Origin of the sequence: Deinococcus cellulosilyticus NBRC 106333 = KACC 11606 (genome assembly GCF_007990775.1) — a bacterium.
GTDB lineage: Bacteria > Deinococcota > Deinococci > Deinococcales > Deinococcaceae > Deinococcus_C > Deinococcus_C cellulosilyticus.
The window spans coordinates 129,305-143,720 of record NZ_BJXB01000014.1 but is presented as its reverse complement, the minus strand read 5'-3'; the positions used below and the strand labels follow the sequence as shown (position 1 = coordinate 143,720).

Here is a 14,416-nt window from a genome sequence, read left to right as displayed (position 1 = left end):
AAAAAATTGTGGGGAGTGCTACCATGGATCATCGTTCAGGGGAACGCTGCGCCTTCCGACACCTGTCCCCCAGAGCAAAAACAAGAGGTGGACATGCAGCTGGAATTTACCCCTTACATCCTCCCCTTTGTGGTCTCTCTGGTCACCACCATTGGCCTTGCGCTCTATGCCCTGCGGCATTACAACCCGGCGGCCAGGGTCTTTGTGCTGGTGATGACCTCCCTGAGCATCTGGACCTTCTGTTACATCATGGAGCTCTCCAGTGTCACCCTGCAGGCCAAGATCATGTGGGTGCAGATCAAGTACCTCGGGAGCACGCCTGGTCCGATTTTGTGGTTTGTGTTCTCCCTGTACATGACCAACAACCAGCACCTCCTGAAAGGTCCCCTCAAAACCGTCATGGTTGCTGCTGTGCTGACCACCTGGGCGGTGGTTTTCACCCACGGCCTGCACAACTGGATGTGGACCGACATCCAGCTCAAACCCGGCTTTCCGGAAACCCAGTCCGGGCACGGCTTCTACTTCTGGATTTATGCGGCGACCCTGTACCTGAGCATTCTGGGCAGTGTGGTGGTGTACGCCAACTTCTACCGCACCACCTCCCGTTTTTTCAAACAGCAGGCCCTGTGGCTCCTGCTGGGCGGCTTCATCCCTCTGGCAGGCCGCATGACTGAGGATGTTCTCGGCATGGACCTGATCCCCAAAGTGGATGAGGTGATCTTCTTCTTCCTGTTCTCGGGGATTTTCTTTGCCCTGGCGCTTTTCCGTTACGGTGCCCTCAAACTGGTCCCCATTGCCCACCACCTGGTGGTGAAAAACATCAACGCAGCAATTGTGGTGCTGGACCTGATGGGCCGCATTGTGGACCTCAACCCTTACGCACAGCGCATTCTGGGGTCCGAAGAGCAGACAGGCAGCATTGGCAAAACCCCCCAGGAGGTGCTGGGAGACAGCCTGAAATTGGCCACTTTTGACCAGGTTCCGCAGGAACTGTCCCTGGTGCGAGGGGAACAGGAAAGCTGCTTCTCGGTGCAGTACTCCCCCATCCGGGAACAGCGTGGTCAGGTCGCAGGACACGTGCTGGTGCTCTTTGACATCACCGAACGCAAGCAGGCCGAGATGCAACTGGCCCACATTGCCCGCACCGACGCCCTCACGCAGGTCACCAACCGCCGTTACTTCTATGAACTCGCAGAACCCGAATTTCAGCGGGTCAAAGGCAGTGATGGTCAGCTGGGCGTGGTCATGCTGGACGTGGATTACTTCAAGAAGATCAATGACACCTACGGCCACCAGATCGGCGATGAGGTTTTGAAGCACGTTGCGAAAGTCTGCAAGGGCAGCCTGCGCCAGACCGACCTCTTTGCCCGTTACGGCGGTGAGGAATTCATCTGTCTGGTCAGCGGAGCCAGTGCAGAAGACACCCAGAGCATTGCCGAAAAACTCCGTCAGGCCCTGGCGGACACCCCTCTGGAACTGCCCGAGCAGAAGATCTCCATCACGGCCAGTCTTGGGGTCGCTGTCCTGCATAACGCGGCAAAATCACTGGATGAATTGATCGGCAAAGCAGACGAGGCGCTTTACACCTCCAAGAAGGAAGGGCGCAATCGGGTGACCCTCTCGACGGTGCTGGGGACAGCGGAGATTTACACGTGAGCAGGTTTCTCTTCTGGGTTCAAACGTCTGGGCATCCCGGCGGCTTTCCCTGCCGTTCCAGGGGAACACCCGAATTGTAACAAATTTCATGATTTGAGGTTACAATTTAGACACAGAGGTGACAACTTCAGTGGAGGTATCTATTCATGAAAAAGTATTGTGTTCTCCTTGGTTTGATGGTTTCTCTGGTCGCCTGCAGACAGGACCCCACTCCACCCCCCATGTCACAGGCAGAATTGAAAGGGATGGCCACCTCAATGACGCCCCAGGTCCAGCAGATGGCCAATCTCGCAGCAACCCTCCAGTTTGGTGGCCTTCCCATGAGCCTGATGCCAATGGGCATTCAAAAGCAGGAGGACAGTTGCATTGTCACCACTGGAAACACTGCAGACACTGACAAAGATGGCATACCCAGCAATGTCACCTACACTTACAACTGCACCTTTGGCAGCAATGAAGTCAAAGGGACCGCTGTCCTGAAAGACAAAAACGATGCGGATGCCAAAAGCGGGGCCACCTACACCATTGACATGAACCTCAAGATGAGTGCCAGTGATCAGCAGGGAAATTTCACCCTCACGCAGGCCATCAAGGGCAGCATGGATTACACCCCCAAAGCCAACGGGGGGATCAAGTTTGAATACAGAACAAGCAACAAGATCAGTGCCACCGGGACCCACAACAACCAGACGGTCAATTACACGGGTGAGTACAGTTACAATCTGAACAGTGAAACCACACCTGACGCCACAGGTGTGAAATTGGTCTTCTCAGGCGACGCTTCTGGCAGCAGCAACCAGCAGGGTCACAGTTTCAGTGGAAGCACCACTTTCTCTGGTGATGTTCACTACAGCAACGGACACAACGGTTGCTATGGCATTGACAGTGGCAGCATCACTTTCAAGAGCGGCAACAACACCTACACCCTCAACTACACAGGCTGCAACATCACCCAGTAAGCTTCAAACATCAAAGAAGCCTCCCAGAGATGTTGGGAGGCTTCTTTGATGTTTGAAGCGGTTTACAGAACTCACACCAGTTCGGCTTCTTCTTACTCGCTGACCGGAGGGCAGGCGCACCCAAGGCAGAGGTCCTGCTCTACGTTCCGATTCCCATTGTTGGGTCATCCATACAAGACACCCTGCATGGTGGATGGTTCAAAATTCCAGGATACAGGTGATGGATTCTGCTTTCTTTTGACCATCCTCCTGGGTCTGTGTTTTTGTGCCTGTCCCCTGCAGAACGGTTTTTCTGGGCAAATCCGCATCACTCACTTCACAGGTGTATCTGGTTTTCTGGTCTGCAGTGTTGACCGTCAAGCTCAGGAATTTGTGTCTGGATGGGTCGTTTGCAGGTGTGGTTGCCGAAGCAGGAAGGATGTCCCCGTGTGTGTAATAAGAGGCTGTGAAACCTGAGGTTGTCAAATCAACCGCAAAAAAACTGGCAGGCGTAATGGTCTTTGGTGTTGCCCTCAAAGCATCTTTTTCTTTTCTGGCTGTCCCCTGCAGTGTCAGCACTGTTCCAGAGGCCTCTTTAAGGGTGATTTTGACGGCAGATCCCCCCGCATTTGTTGCCGATGGTGCACAGGCCATGAGTCCGATCATTGGAAAAATCAACAGAAGTTTTTTCATACTGCCCCATTCTAATCAGAAACTGCCGAAGCATGTTGTTTCAACAGTGGTCTTTTGCCCTCAGATGTGGGTTCAACGTCTCAAAAGGAAAAACCCCGCAAATGCTGCGGGGTCTCCTCTATTGCTGGTTTATACCAGTTCAGCTTCTTCGTACTCGCTCACCGGAGGGCAGGCACACACGAAGTTGCGGTCCCCGTACACGTTGTCCACCCGGTTCACGGTGGGCCAGTACTTGCTGACACGGGCGTGACGGCTGGGGAACACAGCGGTTTCGCGGGTGTAAGCACGGTCCCAGTTTGCGTCCGTCAGGTCGGCCATGGTGTGGGGGGCGTTGTGCAGGGCGGTGTCCTCTGCCTTGATCAGGCCGTCTTCCACTTCGCGGATTTCCTGGCGGATGCTGACCATCGCCTCGATGAAACGGTCAAGTTCGGCCTTGGGTTCGGACTCGGTGGGTTCGATCATCAGGGTGCCAGGGACAGGGAAGCTCATGGTGGGGGCGTGGAAGCCGTAGTCCATCAGGCGCTTGGCGATGTCCTCCTCGGTGATGCCAGTGGCTTCCTTGAGGGGCCGGATGTCGATGATGCACTCGTGGGCCACCCGGTCATGGCGTCCGGTGTAGAGCACGGGGTAGTGACCAGAGAGTTTGTTCGCAATGTAGTTGGCATTCAGGAGGGCAACCTCGGTGGATTTTTTGAGGCCTTCGTTGCCAAGCAGACGGATGTACATCCAGCTGATGGGCAAAATGGCACCACTGCCATAAGGGGCGGCACTCACTGCACCTGTGCTGCTCTCGTTCACAGGGCGCACCTTGTGGTTGGGCAGGTATGGGGCAAGGTGGGCTTTCACGCCGATGGGTCCCATGCCAGGGCCGCCGCCCCCGTGGGGAATGGCGAAGGTTTTGTGCAGGTTCAGGTGGCTCACGTCCGACCCGATCAGGCCGGGTTTGGCGAGGCCCACCTGGGCGTTCATGTTGGCCCCGTCCATGTACACCTGACCGCCGTGCTCATGGATCAGGTCGCAGATCTGGGTGATGGCTTCTTCGTACACGCCGTGGGTTGAGGGGTAGGTGACCATCAGGGCAGCGAGGTTTGCGCTGTGCTTCTCGGCCTTGGTTTTCAGGTCTTCGAGGTCCACGTTGCCGTTCTCGTCGCACTTCACGACCACCACGTCCAGGCCCATCATGCTGGCGGTGGCGGGGTTGGTGCCGTGGGCACTTGAGGGAATCAGGCAGATGTTGCGGTGGCCCTCTCCTCTGGCTTCGTGGTACTTCTTGATGACCAGGAGGCCTGCATATTCGCCCTGTGCACCACTGTTGGGCTGCATGGAAACAGCATCATAGCCGGTGATGTCTGCCAGCCAGTTTTCGAGTTCGGTGATCATCTCCAGGTAGCCTTCGGTCTGGTCGGCAGGCGCAAAGGGGTGGATGTTGCCGAATTCAGGCCAGGTGACCGGGATCATTTCTGCGGTGGCGTTCAGTTTCATGGTGCAGGAACCCAGCGGAATCATGCCGTGCACCAGGCTGTAGTCCTTGTTTTCAAGGTGCTTGAGGTAACGCAGCATGCCGTGTTCGCTGTGGTGGGTGTTGAACACGGGGTGCTGCAGGAAGGCACTGGTGCGTTCCAGACCTGCAGGAATGCCGGAGATGTCTCCATCCACAACCTTCTGGTCGAGCGTTCCCAGATCTGTGGTTTTGCCAGTCAGCACCTCGATCAGGGTCACCACATCGTTCAGGGTGGTGCTTTCATCCAGAGACAGGCCCACTTTGCCCTCTTCATAACGCAGGTTGATTTCTGCGGCCAGAGCACGGCTGCGGATCTCTTCCACGTTCCCTTCGAAAGTGAGGGTGTCGAAATAAGCCGTGTTGGGTTTGAAGCCTGCATCTTCCAGAGCAACCCGCACCAGACTGGTCAGGCGCTCGATGCGCTCTGCAATGGTCCTCAGGGTTTCAGGACCATGGTAAACAGCGTAAGCAGCGGCCATGTTGGCCAGCAATGCCTGTGCAGTGCAGATGTTGCTGGTGGCCTTCTCGCGGCGGATGTGCTGCTCGCGGGTCTGCATGGCCATGCGGTAGGCGATGTTGCCCCGGGTGTCTTTAGAGACCCCGATGATGCGCCCGGCAGCACTGCGCTTGTACTCGTCGCGGCAGGCAAAGAAGGCAGCGTGAGGCCCACCGAAGCCCATGGGCACCCCAAAACGCTGGGAGTTGCCGATCACCACGTCTGCCCCCATTTCGCCAGGAGCCTTCAGAACGGTCAGGGCAAGCAGGTCGGTGGCGACAGACACCAGTGCACCTTTGGCATGTGCAGTGTCAATGACGCTGGTGAGGTCTTTCACTTCACCGTAGGTGTTGGGGTACTGCAGTTGCACCCCGAACACGTCTGCATCTTTCAGGTCGGTTTCGGGGTTGCCCACCACCACTTCGAAGCCGAAGTACTGGGCACGGGTCTGGATCACATCCAGGGTCTGTGGATGCACGTCACTGGCAACGAAGTATTTGTTGCTCTTGCTCTTCTTGTTGGATCGCTTGGCCAGGGTCATGGCTTCTGCGGCAGCGGTGGCCTCGTCCAGCAGACTGGCGTTTGCCACTTCCATGCCAGTCAGGTCCATCACCATCTGCTGGAAATTGAGGAGCATTTCCAGTCGGCCCTGGGAGATCTCAGCCTGGTAAGGGGTGTAGGCAGTGTACCAGCCGGGGTTTTCCAGCACGTTTCTGAGGATCACGTGGGGAACCAGGGTCCCGTAATAGCCCATCCCGATGTAACTTTTGAAGACCTTGTTCTTGCTGGCCTTGCCTTTCAGTTCTGCAAGGGCCTCCACTTCGGTGTAGGTGCGGCCCACCTTGAGTTCACCCTCAAAACGGATGCTTTCAGGGAGGGTGGAGTCAACAAGTTCATCCAGGCTGTTCACCCCGAGGGTGTGCAGCATGTCTACAATGTCTTGCTCACTCGGACCGATGTGGCGCGAGATGAAGTCGTCTTGCTGGGTCAGGCTGTGCAGGGATTTCCGGGTCATGGTTCCTCCAGGGAAGCTCAGGTTCTAATATAATCGTATACGATTATTCGGCAAGAAGTGTGAACTCGGGAGGGGACAGGGGAGCGGAAGGCAGAAGGCTATTTCCATGATGCTTCAGCTTTCGTTTTGTGCAACAATCCAAATCAACAGAACCACCAGAAGGTGTTGCTTAAGCGGACAGGGCGTAGCGCGCTACGCCCCTCCATTGGTGGTGACAAAGCCTTCTGCCTTCTGCCAACTCAATAAATCGCATCCTCGTCCCACTCCACCTCAACATTGTCATACGCATCCCCATATCCCCTGAATTCCCGGTTCAACCAGTAATAATCTGGACGTGAACCGAGACTGCGCTCCAGAAATTCACTGAAGGACAGGGCAATGATCGGGGTGTATCCTTCCAGGGCATGGTTCACATGGTTGGTGTCGTAAATGCGACCCAGACGCTTTGGGTGCAGGTCGATGGAGAGGTATTCGCCGTCTGCATCCTGCGCAAAAACGTACCAGTATGAAGAGATGTCGTATTCATAATCCCTGCCCACAATCTTCTTGTTTGCTGGAACCAGATTGCGGGGTTCAAAAACCGACAGGTACCGTTCCTGCTTGTAGTACAGGCGGGTTTCGCCGCACTGGTTGTAGAACCACCTGAGGTCAAACGGCAGGACCTCGCCCCGGAGCAGGAAAAGCTCGTACATTCGGGGGCGAGACACCTTGTGTTCGGGGGCAGTTCGCATCTGCCGGATCAGGCGGTCTATCAGCATGTCACAGGTTTAGGGCGTCCTCCAGGTCGTTCAGAATGTCTTCAATGTCCTCAATTCCCACAGAGAGGCGCAACAACGTGGGACGGATGCCCAGTTCCAGTTTGCGCTTTTCATCAAGAGAACGGTGTGACGTGGTCCATGGATAACTGAGGGTCGTATTCACATCTGCCAGCGAAGGGGCCAGCGGGATCTTTCCGTGAAGCCTGCGGATGAAGGCATTGAGGTCTCCTCTGAGCTCAAAAGAGAGCATCCCTCCGAAACCGTCCGGGAAGAGGTCTCCAGCCAGATCGAATTGCGGGTGGTCACTGAGCCCTGGATGGTACACCGCTGCAACCCTGGGATGGTTGGAGAGCACATCGGCAACGGCCTGGGCATTCTGGGTGTGGGCCCGCATCCGGAGCCCCAGGGTTTTGAGCCCTTGCAGGGTGATCCAGGCATCAAAGGCACTGAGGGTGGCCCCCTGGCGGATCAGGCGCATCCTGGCCTGAGAGATCAAATCTTTTCGGCCTGCCAGCGCACCCCCCAGAGCATTGCTGTGGCCTGAAAGGTACTTGCTGAGGGAATGACTCACCAGATCTGCACCATGCTCCGCGGGTCGGAACAGGGCAGGGGTCGCAAAAGTGTTGTCCACACTGACCAGAACCCCTTTTGCATGGGCCATTTCAATCAGGGCAGGCAGGTTCACCGTGGTCATCAGGGGGTTGGTGAGGCTCTCCAGATGGATCAGGCGCGTTCTGGGGGTGATGGCCCGTTCCACAGCTTCCAGATCGGTGATGTCCAGCAGGGTCACCTCAATGCCCCATCTGGGAAGTTCCTGGGTCAGCAGGGTGTAGGTGCCACCGTAAGCCTGCTGGTCGGCAATCAGGTGGTCCCCCTGTCCCAGCACAGCCTGAAAAGCAGCAGCAATGGCCGCCATTCCACTGGCTGCGCACACGGCATCCTCCGTTTTTTCCAGCGCAGCGAGCGCCCCCTCGAGGGTCAGGTGGTTGGGGGTGTTGAAGCGGTAGTAGATTCCCCCATTGGAAGGGGTCTGTTCGGAAAAAACCTCTTCCATGTGGTCCAGGTCATCGAAGGCAAAAACAGTGTTCTGGTAGATGGGCTCCACCAGTGGACGGCTGGGGGTCTCTTTGGCATGCTCACCGGCACGGGCGGCAAGGGTGGTGGGTTTGTAGTTCATCTTTTACCAGTCTTTCAGAAACTCAGCGGATGTAGAAGATGTCCCGATACACTTCCGGGATCACCTGATGCTGAATCAGGTCATTGAGGACAGTTTTGCTCTTGACGGTGTAGGGCGTAAAAAGAAGGCCTTTTGGGAAACTTCGCGTCTGGAAAGACACGAGGAGCCCTTCACCACTCCCCACAGGGTAGGGCATGCGGCTCACAACCACATTGGGCACCTGAAAAACCATCCACAGGCACCGAAGGGTCAGGTGGGTCTCTGTGCATGCAGACACGTACAGCCAGAAACGCAGGGTCAGACCCATCCCACTGAAAAGCAGGAGAAACACTGCCACCGCAGGTTTCTCCTGAAAAATGAGTGGGAATCCCAGCACAAAGACAAGGGGGCCCACCATGAACACCAGTTCGTTGATCAGGCGCTTCATTGCAGCGAACAGGTCACGCTTTCTGAACCGGTGCCTGAGGCATCACCAGCTGCAGTTTGCCCTCATGCACCATCACACTGACCTCTCCTCCCCTGTTCAGTTTCCCGAACAATATGGCGTCTGCCAGGGGTTTTTTGAGGTGCTCCTGAATCACGCGGGCCAGAGGGCGGGCACCCATCGCCGGATCGTAGCCTTTTTCGGAGAGCCAGCCAATGGCAGTGTCGTCCACGTGCAAGATGACGTTTTTGGATTTCAGCTGCCCTTCGAGTTCACGCAGGAACTTGCTGACCACCAGATGCATGGTGTCTCTGGCAAGCGGTTTGAAGGCCACGATTCCATCCAGACGGTTTCTGAATTCGGGGGTGAAGGTGCGTTTGATGGCCTCGATGTCCTCGCCCACCCGCACGGTGCGTCCGAAACCCACCGGGCTTTTTGCGCTTTCTTCCGCTCCAGCGTTGGTGGTCATGATCAGCACCACGCCCCGGAAGTCGATCTGTTTGCCATTGTGGTCGGTGAGTCTGCCGTAGTCCATCACCTGCAAGAGGATGTTGTACACGTCCGGGTGGGCTTTTTCGATCTCGTCGAGCAAAACCACACTCTGGGGGTGCCTCAGGACCTGATCGGTGAGGAGGCCTCCCTGGTCAAATCCCACGTATCCGGGAGGGGCCCCGATCAGGCGGGAGACACTGTGTTTTTCCATGTACTCGGACATGTCGAAACGCAGGAATTCAGCCCCGAGCACACGGGCAAGCTGTTTTGCCAGTTCGGTTTTGCCCACCCCGGTGGGTCCTGCAAACAGGAAAGCTCCCACGGGTTTCCCTTCCTGCCTGAGGCCTGCACGGGCCAGTTTCACCGTGTCTGCAACCTCTTTGACGGCCTGATCCTGACCATAAACCACCTGCAGAAGTTCGGCTTCAAGGTCCTGCAGTTTGGTCTGTTCGGTCTTCTGGATGGCTCCGAGGGGCAGTCTGGCGATCTTGGCGACCACAGCCTCTATGTGTTTTGGGGTCAGGGTTCTGGCCCGTTTGGATGGGGGCTTGAGGATTTCCAGGGCTCCAGCCTCATCGATCACGTCGATGGCCTTGTCTGGCAGCCTGCGGTCGGTGATGTACTGGGCACTGAGTTCCACAGCAGCCTTTAAGGCAGGTTTGGTGAATTTGAGGTTGTGGTGCTCCTCGTAGTAAGGCGCAATGCCTTCCAGAATTTTGATGGCATCTGCCTGGGAGGGCTCTGGTACGTCAATTTTCTGGAAGCGGCGACCCAGGGCACGGTCTTTCTCCAGGTGCTTGTATTCCTCGTAGGTGGTTGCCCCGATGGTTCTGAGGTGGCCTTTGCTGAGGGCAGGTTTCAGCAGGTTTCCTGCATCCATTGCCCCTCCTTCCACCGCCCCTGCCCGCACAATGGTGTGGATCTCATCGATGAAGAGGATCACCTTGCGGCCTTCTAAAGCAGCAATCACCGCTTTCAGGCGTTCCTCGAAGTCCCCTCGGTAACGGGTTCCGGCCAGCAGTGCGCCCATGTCCAGCGAGTAAAGGGTCATGTCGGAGAGCAGTTCTGGCACCTCTCCCAGGGCAATCTTGCGGGCCAGACCCTCCACGATGGCGGTTTTGCCCACGCCAGGCTCACCCACCAGCACCGGGTTGTTCTTGGTGCGCCTTGCCAGAACCTGCATGGTGCGCTCAAGCTCCGACTCCCGGCCAATCATGGGGTCGATCTGTCCGGCCCTGGCCCGGTCGGTCAGGTCCACACAGAAGAGTTTGAGCGGGTCGTTTTCAGCGTTTCCAGGCTGGGCTGTGAGATCTGCAGAACCCATGCTGGCCCCTGCATCTGGAGTCACCTGGTACTTGCGTTTGCCATGTGAGATGAACTCGATGGCATCCAGGCGGGTCATGCCCTGTTCTTCGAGCAGGAATCGGGCCGTTGAGGTGTCCTCTTCCAGAATGGACACCAGCACCTGTGCTCCGGTCACCTGCTCCTGTGCCGCTGCACGCATCTGCCTGAGGGCACGCTGCAACACCCGGTCAAAAGCCAGCGTGGAGGTGGGACGGGCATCGTCATACCCTTCCATGCTGTCGAATTCGTTTTCCAGGGCCTCTTCCAGGATGCTGAGGTCCACACCGCAGGCCTGCAGGACCGGACGGGCATCCTCATCGTCCATCAGGGCGTAAAGCATGTGCTCCAGGGTGATGTACTCGTGCCCGTAACTGTGGGCAAGTTGCACGGCACGCTGGATGCTCTGCTCGAGGGTTTCGGTGATCATTCCGCCTCCATGATGCATTTCAGGGGAAAGCCGTGCTGTCTGGCATCGCTGTTCACCTGGTGAACTTTGGTTTCAGCCACTTCGAAGGGGTACACGCCGCACACCCCGGAGCCTTCCTGGTGCACGGCCATCATGATGCGGGTGGCCTGGGCCGGACTCTTGCGGAAGAAGTCCACGAGCACCCGCACCACATAGTCCATGGGGGTGTAGTCATCGTTGAGCAAGATGACCTTGTAGAGGGGCGGACGCTGCGTCTGGGTCCGCGTTTCAGTGCGAGCCTCTGTCATAGGCAGAGTCTAACCCATTGCCCCGTTCTGCACGGTGAGGCTTGTTAGAATGAGGGCTTCTGGGAGCAGAGCAAGTCTTCATTTTGGAATCGGTTCAAGAATCTGTGACGGGGGTGTACAGGGCAAGGGGTTAGGATGGAATGGGGAAACCCAGGTCCGGTCACAAGGGCCTTGCAGCATCGATGCCTGATCCAGACAGAGCGATGACACCCATGACCCCAGCAGAACCTTCCGAAACCACCATGCTCACCCCTGCCCAGAACGCCTCTACAGACCTGAAAACCCAGCGCTCAGGGGCTGCTTTTCGCCCTGCACTGCTGATTGCAGGAATTTATCTGGCCCTGTCGGTGACGTGGATTCTGGTCACGGACCGTCTGCTCTACACACAGCCTGTCGCGGGGTCCCTCCTTGAACGCATCAGCAGTGCCAAGGGCATCCTGTTCGTGATGTTTTCTGCCCTGTTGATCTACACCCTGGTGCGCCAGGCCACCAGGCAACTCATCCAGGCCAACCGTGCCCTTCAGGAACAGGCCCGCCGTCTGGAGGAACTCAATGCAGAGCTCACCCGGTCCCTCCAGACCCTGAAACAGCAGCAAGAAGAGTTGCAGATCACCCATGATGCAGCAGTTGAAGGCTGGACGGAGGCCATGGCCCTGCGGGACGATGAAACCCACGAACACACCCGCCGTGTGGCGGCCCTCAGCGTCAAACTGGGCCGTGTGATGGGCATGCAGGACCACGAATTGCGTGAGATCCACTGGGGAGGCCTGCTGCACGACATTGGCAAAATGGCAGTCCCAGACAGTGTGCTGCTCAAACCCGGCAAACTGACCCGGGAAGAATATGCACTGATGCAGGAACACCCCGTCTACGCCCGACGCTGGCTGGAACACGTGCATTTTCTGGGTCAGGCCCGCGACATTCCCTATTTTCACCATGAAAAATGGGACGGAACGGGATACCCGCATGGTCTGAAAGGTGAGGAGATTCCCCTCTACGCAAGGATTTTCGCCATTGTGGATGTGTATGACGCCCTGACCAGTGACCGCCCCTACCGCAAGGCCATGCCACAGGAGGAAGCCCTCGGGATCATTGAACAGGGCGTTGGAACGCACTTTGATCCTGAAGTGGCCCACCATTTTCTGCAGATGGTGAGGGAGCCGTCAGCTTTCAGCCGTCAGCCATCAGCAAAAGACCAGATGTGAAGCTCTGGTTTCTTTAAAACAGCATCCTTAAAGCTTTGCCTGCTTCTGCATGGTCAATCTTTTTTTGTTCTTGACCTCCTGACCCTTCCAGACCTCTATACTGAACGCTGTTCGCTGACGGCTGACCGCTTTAAAGCATGACGTTTTATTCACGACAGACATAAAATCTGTCATACTTTAAACATGAGTTCACAACCGAAGAGCTGGCCAGACGCCCTGGAAACACTGCAGACCACAGTGGCCCAAACCCATCTGGGAGGGGGCAAAAAAGCCATTGAGCGGCAACACCAGAAAAACCGACTGACCGCCAGAGAGCGCATCTCCCACCTCATTGATGAGGGCAGCACCTTTGATGAACTGATGACCCTTGCAGGCTTTGAAATGTATCAGGATGTGGGCGGATGCCCCTCAGGCGGAACCGTTGCAGGCATCGGGCAGATTCAGGGTCGTCCATGGATGATCATTGCCAATGACGCCACCGTAAAAGCCGGAGCCTTCTTTCCCATCACCGCCAAGAAAGTCATCCGGGCCCAGACCATCGCCCTGGAAAACCACATTCCTGTGGTCTACCTGGTGGACTCCGCAGGCGTGTACCTCCCCATGCAAGATGAAATCTTCCCCGATCAGGACGATTTCGGGCGGGTCTTTTACCTGAATGCCCGCATGAGTGCGCTGGGCATTCCCCAGATCGCTGCCATCATGGGAAACTGCGTCGCAGGAGGGGCCTACCTTCCGGTGATGTGCGACACCCTGATCATGACTGAAGGCTCAGGGCTTTACCTTGCTGGGCCTGCCCTCGTGAAAGCGGCCATCGGGCAGAACATCGACTCCGAAAGTCTGGGAGGTGCATCCGTTCACGCCGAGATCTCAGGAACCGTAGATTACAAGGAAAAAGACGATCTGGCAGCCATCCGCAGAATCCGTTCCCTGGCCGAGATGCAGACCCAGAAATACACCGCCCCCTGGGCCCTCAAACGCCGCACCCCCACCGCACCCCAGCTTCAAAAAGACCTCACGGAAATCGTGAGCCTGGACGGAAGCAAAACCTATGACGTGCGGGAGGTGCTGCGTGCCCTGCTCGACGACAGCCACTTCGAGGAATACAAACCCGAATACGGCCAGAGCATCGTCTGTGCCCTGGGCTGGCTCGGCGGCTATCCGGTGGGTGTTGTTGCCAATGACCGTCAGGTGATCCGCAAGAAACTGAAATCCGACGTTCCAGGCCTGCAGACCCGCATCGAGGTGGGAGGCGTGATCTACGGGGACAGTGCAGACAAATCTGCACGCTTCATCATGGAGGTCAACCAGATGGGCATCCCCCTGATTTTCCTCTCGGACGTGACCGGGTTCATGGTTGGCAAAGACAGCGAATACGAGGGCATCATCCGCAAGGGGGCAAAGATGGTCAATGCAGTGTCCAACACTGTGGTGCCCAAAATCACCCTGATCACCGGAGGCAGTTACGGGGCAGGCAATTACGCCATGAACGGCAAAGCCTACGGCCCAAGGTTCATCTTTGCGTGGCCCAGTGCCAAATACGCCGTGATGAGCGGAAACGCCGCTGCAAAAACCCTGCTGGACATCCAGTTGCAGGCCCTGAAACGCCAGGGCCAGGAACCCACCGATGAAGACCTGGCCACCCTTTTTGAGCAGGTCAAGGCCAAATACGACCAGGAACTGGACCCCAGGTACGCTGCAGCCCGATTGTGGGTGGATGAGATCATCCTCCCGGAAAGCACCCGTGAACGCCTGATTCGCACACTGGAAGCCTGCGCAAGCAGTCCGACAGGAGACTTCAGGACAGGGGTTTTTCAGGTGTAAGAGCAGGCCGAGAGCAAGATCAATTTCTGGATTCAGGGCATCAGGGGAAATGCAGGGGCGGGCCGTCGGCTCGCCCTTTGTTGACAGAAATGTTGATGTCATTTACAGAGGCAGACTGGCAAACACCCCGATCAATCCAGAGCAGAAGCACTCAGAAAAGCCCTTGGCCCTCGGCTTTTGGT

The 14,416-nt window shown here is 56.8% G+C and carries 10 protein-coding genes; 4 read left to right on the top strand and 6 right to left on the bottom strand.

Going from position 1 to position 14,416, the window contains the following annotated elements; all coding sequences use genetic code 11:
* Nucleotides 1-93 precede the first annotated feature (93 nt).
* On the top strand, nt 94-1,656 hold the full coding sequence (locus tag DC3_RS16115) for a histidine kinase N-terminal 7TM domain-containing diguanylate cyclase (RefSeq protein ID WP_146886061.1): 1,563 nt from the start codon (nt 94-96) through the stop codon (nt 1,654-1,656).
* Nucleotides 1,657-1,901: 245 nt separating this feature from the next.
* The gene (locus DC3_RS16110; protein WP_146886059.1) at nt 1,902-2,615 is read left to right on the top strand and encodes a hypothetical protein; all 714 of its coding nucleotides are present in this window, start codon (nt 1,902-1,904) and stop codon (nt 2,613-2,615) included.
* Nucleotides 2,616-3,416: 801 nt separating this feature from the next.
* Here DC3_RS16110 and gcvP read toward each other — a convergent pair.
* The 6 genes from gcvP to clpS all read right to left on the bottom strand — a co-directional run bounded on the left by gcvP (nt 3,417) and on the right by clpS (nt 11,208).
* Nucleotides 3,417-6,299: an aminomethyl-transferring glycine dehydrogenase gene (gene gcvP, locus DC3_RS16105; protein ID WP_146886057.1), complete on the bottom strand. Its 2,883-nt coding sequence runs from the start codon at nt 6,297-6,299 to the stop codon at nt 3,417-3,419.
* A gap of 239 nt (nt 6,300-6,538) precedes the next feature.
* Nucleotides 6,539-7,057 (bottom strand): SMI1/KNR4 family protein, encoded by a 519-nt coding sequence (locus DC3_RS16100; protein ID WP_146886055.1) that lies wholly within the window; start codon nt 7,055-7,057, stop codon nt 6,539-6,541.
* Nucleotide 7,058: 1 nt separating this feature from the next.
* Nucleotides 7,059-8,234: a trans-sulfuration enzyme family protein gene (locus tag DC3_RS16095; RefSeq protein WP_146886053.1), complete on the bottom strand. Its 1,176-nt coding sequence runs from the start codon at nt 8,232-8,234 to the stop codon at nt 7,059-7,061.
* A 22-nt stretch (nt 8,235-8,256) separates the two neighbouring features.
* Complete coding sequence (locus DC3_RS16090; protein WP_146886052.1) at nt 8,257-8,661, bottom strand: hypothetical protein; 405 nt, start codon at nt 8,659-8,661, stop codon at nt 8,257-8,259.
* Between the two features lie 13 nt (nt 8,662-8,674).
* Nucleotides 8,675-10,921: an ATP-dependent Clp protease ATP-binding subunit ClpA gene (gene clpA / locus DC3_RS16085; RefSeq protein WP_146886049.1), complete on the bottom strand. Its 2,247-nt coding sequence runs from the start codon at nt 10,919-10,921 to the stop codon at nt 8,675-8,677.
* Nucleotides 10,918-11,208, bottom strand: coding sequence for an ATP-dependent Clp protease adapter ClpS (gene clpS, locus DC3_RS16080; RefSeq protein ID WP_146886047.1), 291 nt, complete (start codon nt 11,206-11,208; stop codon nt 10,918-10,920). Before clpS ends, clpA begins: the two co-directional genes overlap by 4 nt.
* Nucleotides 11,209-11,420: 212 nt before the next feature.
* On the opposite strand from clpS, the gene DC3_RS16075 reads away from it, so the two are divergent.
* Both DC3_RS16075 and DC3_RS16070 read left to right on the top strand, forming a co-directional pair.
* Complete coding sequence (locus tag DC3_RS16075) at nt 11,421-12,413, top strand: HD-GYP domain-containing protein (RefSeq protein ID WP_222594782.1); 993 nt, start codon at nt 11,421-11,423, stop codon at nt 12,411-12,413.
* A 183-nt stretch (nt 12,414-12,596) separates the two neighbouring features.
* A complete protein-coding gene (locus tag DC3_RS16070; protein WP_146886045.1) occupies nt 12,597-14,234 on the top strand; it encodes an acyl-CoA carboxylase subunit beta in 1,638 nt (545 codons plus the stop codon).
* The last annotated feature ends 182 nt before the right edge of the window (nt 14,235-14,416 follow it).

Bases quoted from the DNA above. Each gene is read 5' to 3' on its own strand.
- DC3_RS16115 (WP_146886061.1), top strand. From the start codon at position 94: ATGCAGCTGGAATTTACCCCTTACATCCTCCCCTTTGTGGTCTCTCTG.
- DC3_RS16110 (WP_146886059.1), top strand. From the start codon at position 1,902: ATGGCCACCTCAATGACGCCCCAGGTCCAGCAGATGGCCAATCTCGCA.
- gcvP (WP_146886057.1), bottom strand. From the start codon at position 6,299: ATGACCCGGAAATCCCTGCACAGCCTGACCCAGCAAGACGACTTCATC.
- DC3_RS16100 (WP_146886055.1), bottom strand. From the start codon at position 7,057: ATGCTGATAGACCGCCTGATCCGGCAGATGCGAACTGCCCCCGAACAC.
- DC3_RS16095 (WP_146886053.1), bottom strand. From the start codon at position 8,234: ATGAACTACAAACCCACCACCCTTGCCGCCCGTGCCGGTGAGCATGCC.
- DC3_RS16090 (WP_146886052.1), bottom strand. From the start codon at position 8,661: ATGAAGCGCCTGATCAACGAACTGGTGTTCATGGTGGGCCCCCTTGTC.
- clpA (WP_146886049.1), bottom strand. From the start codon at position 10,921: ATGATCACCGAAACCCTCGAGCAGAGCATCCAGCGTGCCGTGCAACTT.
- clpS (WP_146886047.1), bottom strand. From the start codon at position 11,208: ATGACAGAGGCTCGCACTGAAACGCGGACCCAGACGCAGCGTCCGCCC.
- DC3_RS16075 (WP_222594782.1), top strand. From the start codon at position 11,421: ATGACCCCAGCAGAACCTTCCGAAACCACCATGCTCACCCCTGCCCAG.
- DC3_RS16070 (WP_146886045.1), top strand. From the start codon at position 12,597: ATGAGTTCACAACCGAAGAGCTGGCCAGACGCCCTGGAAACACTGCAG.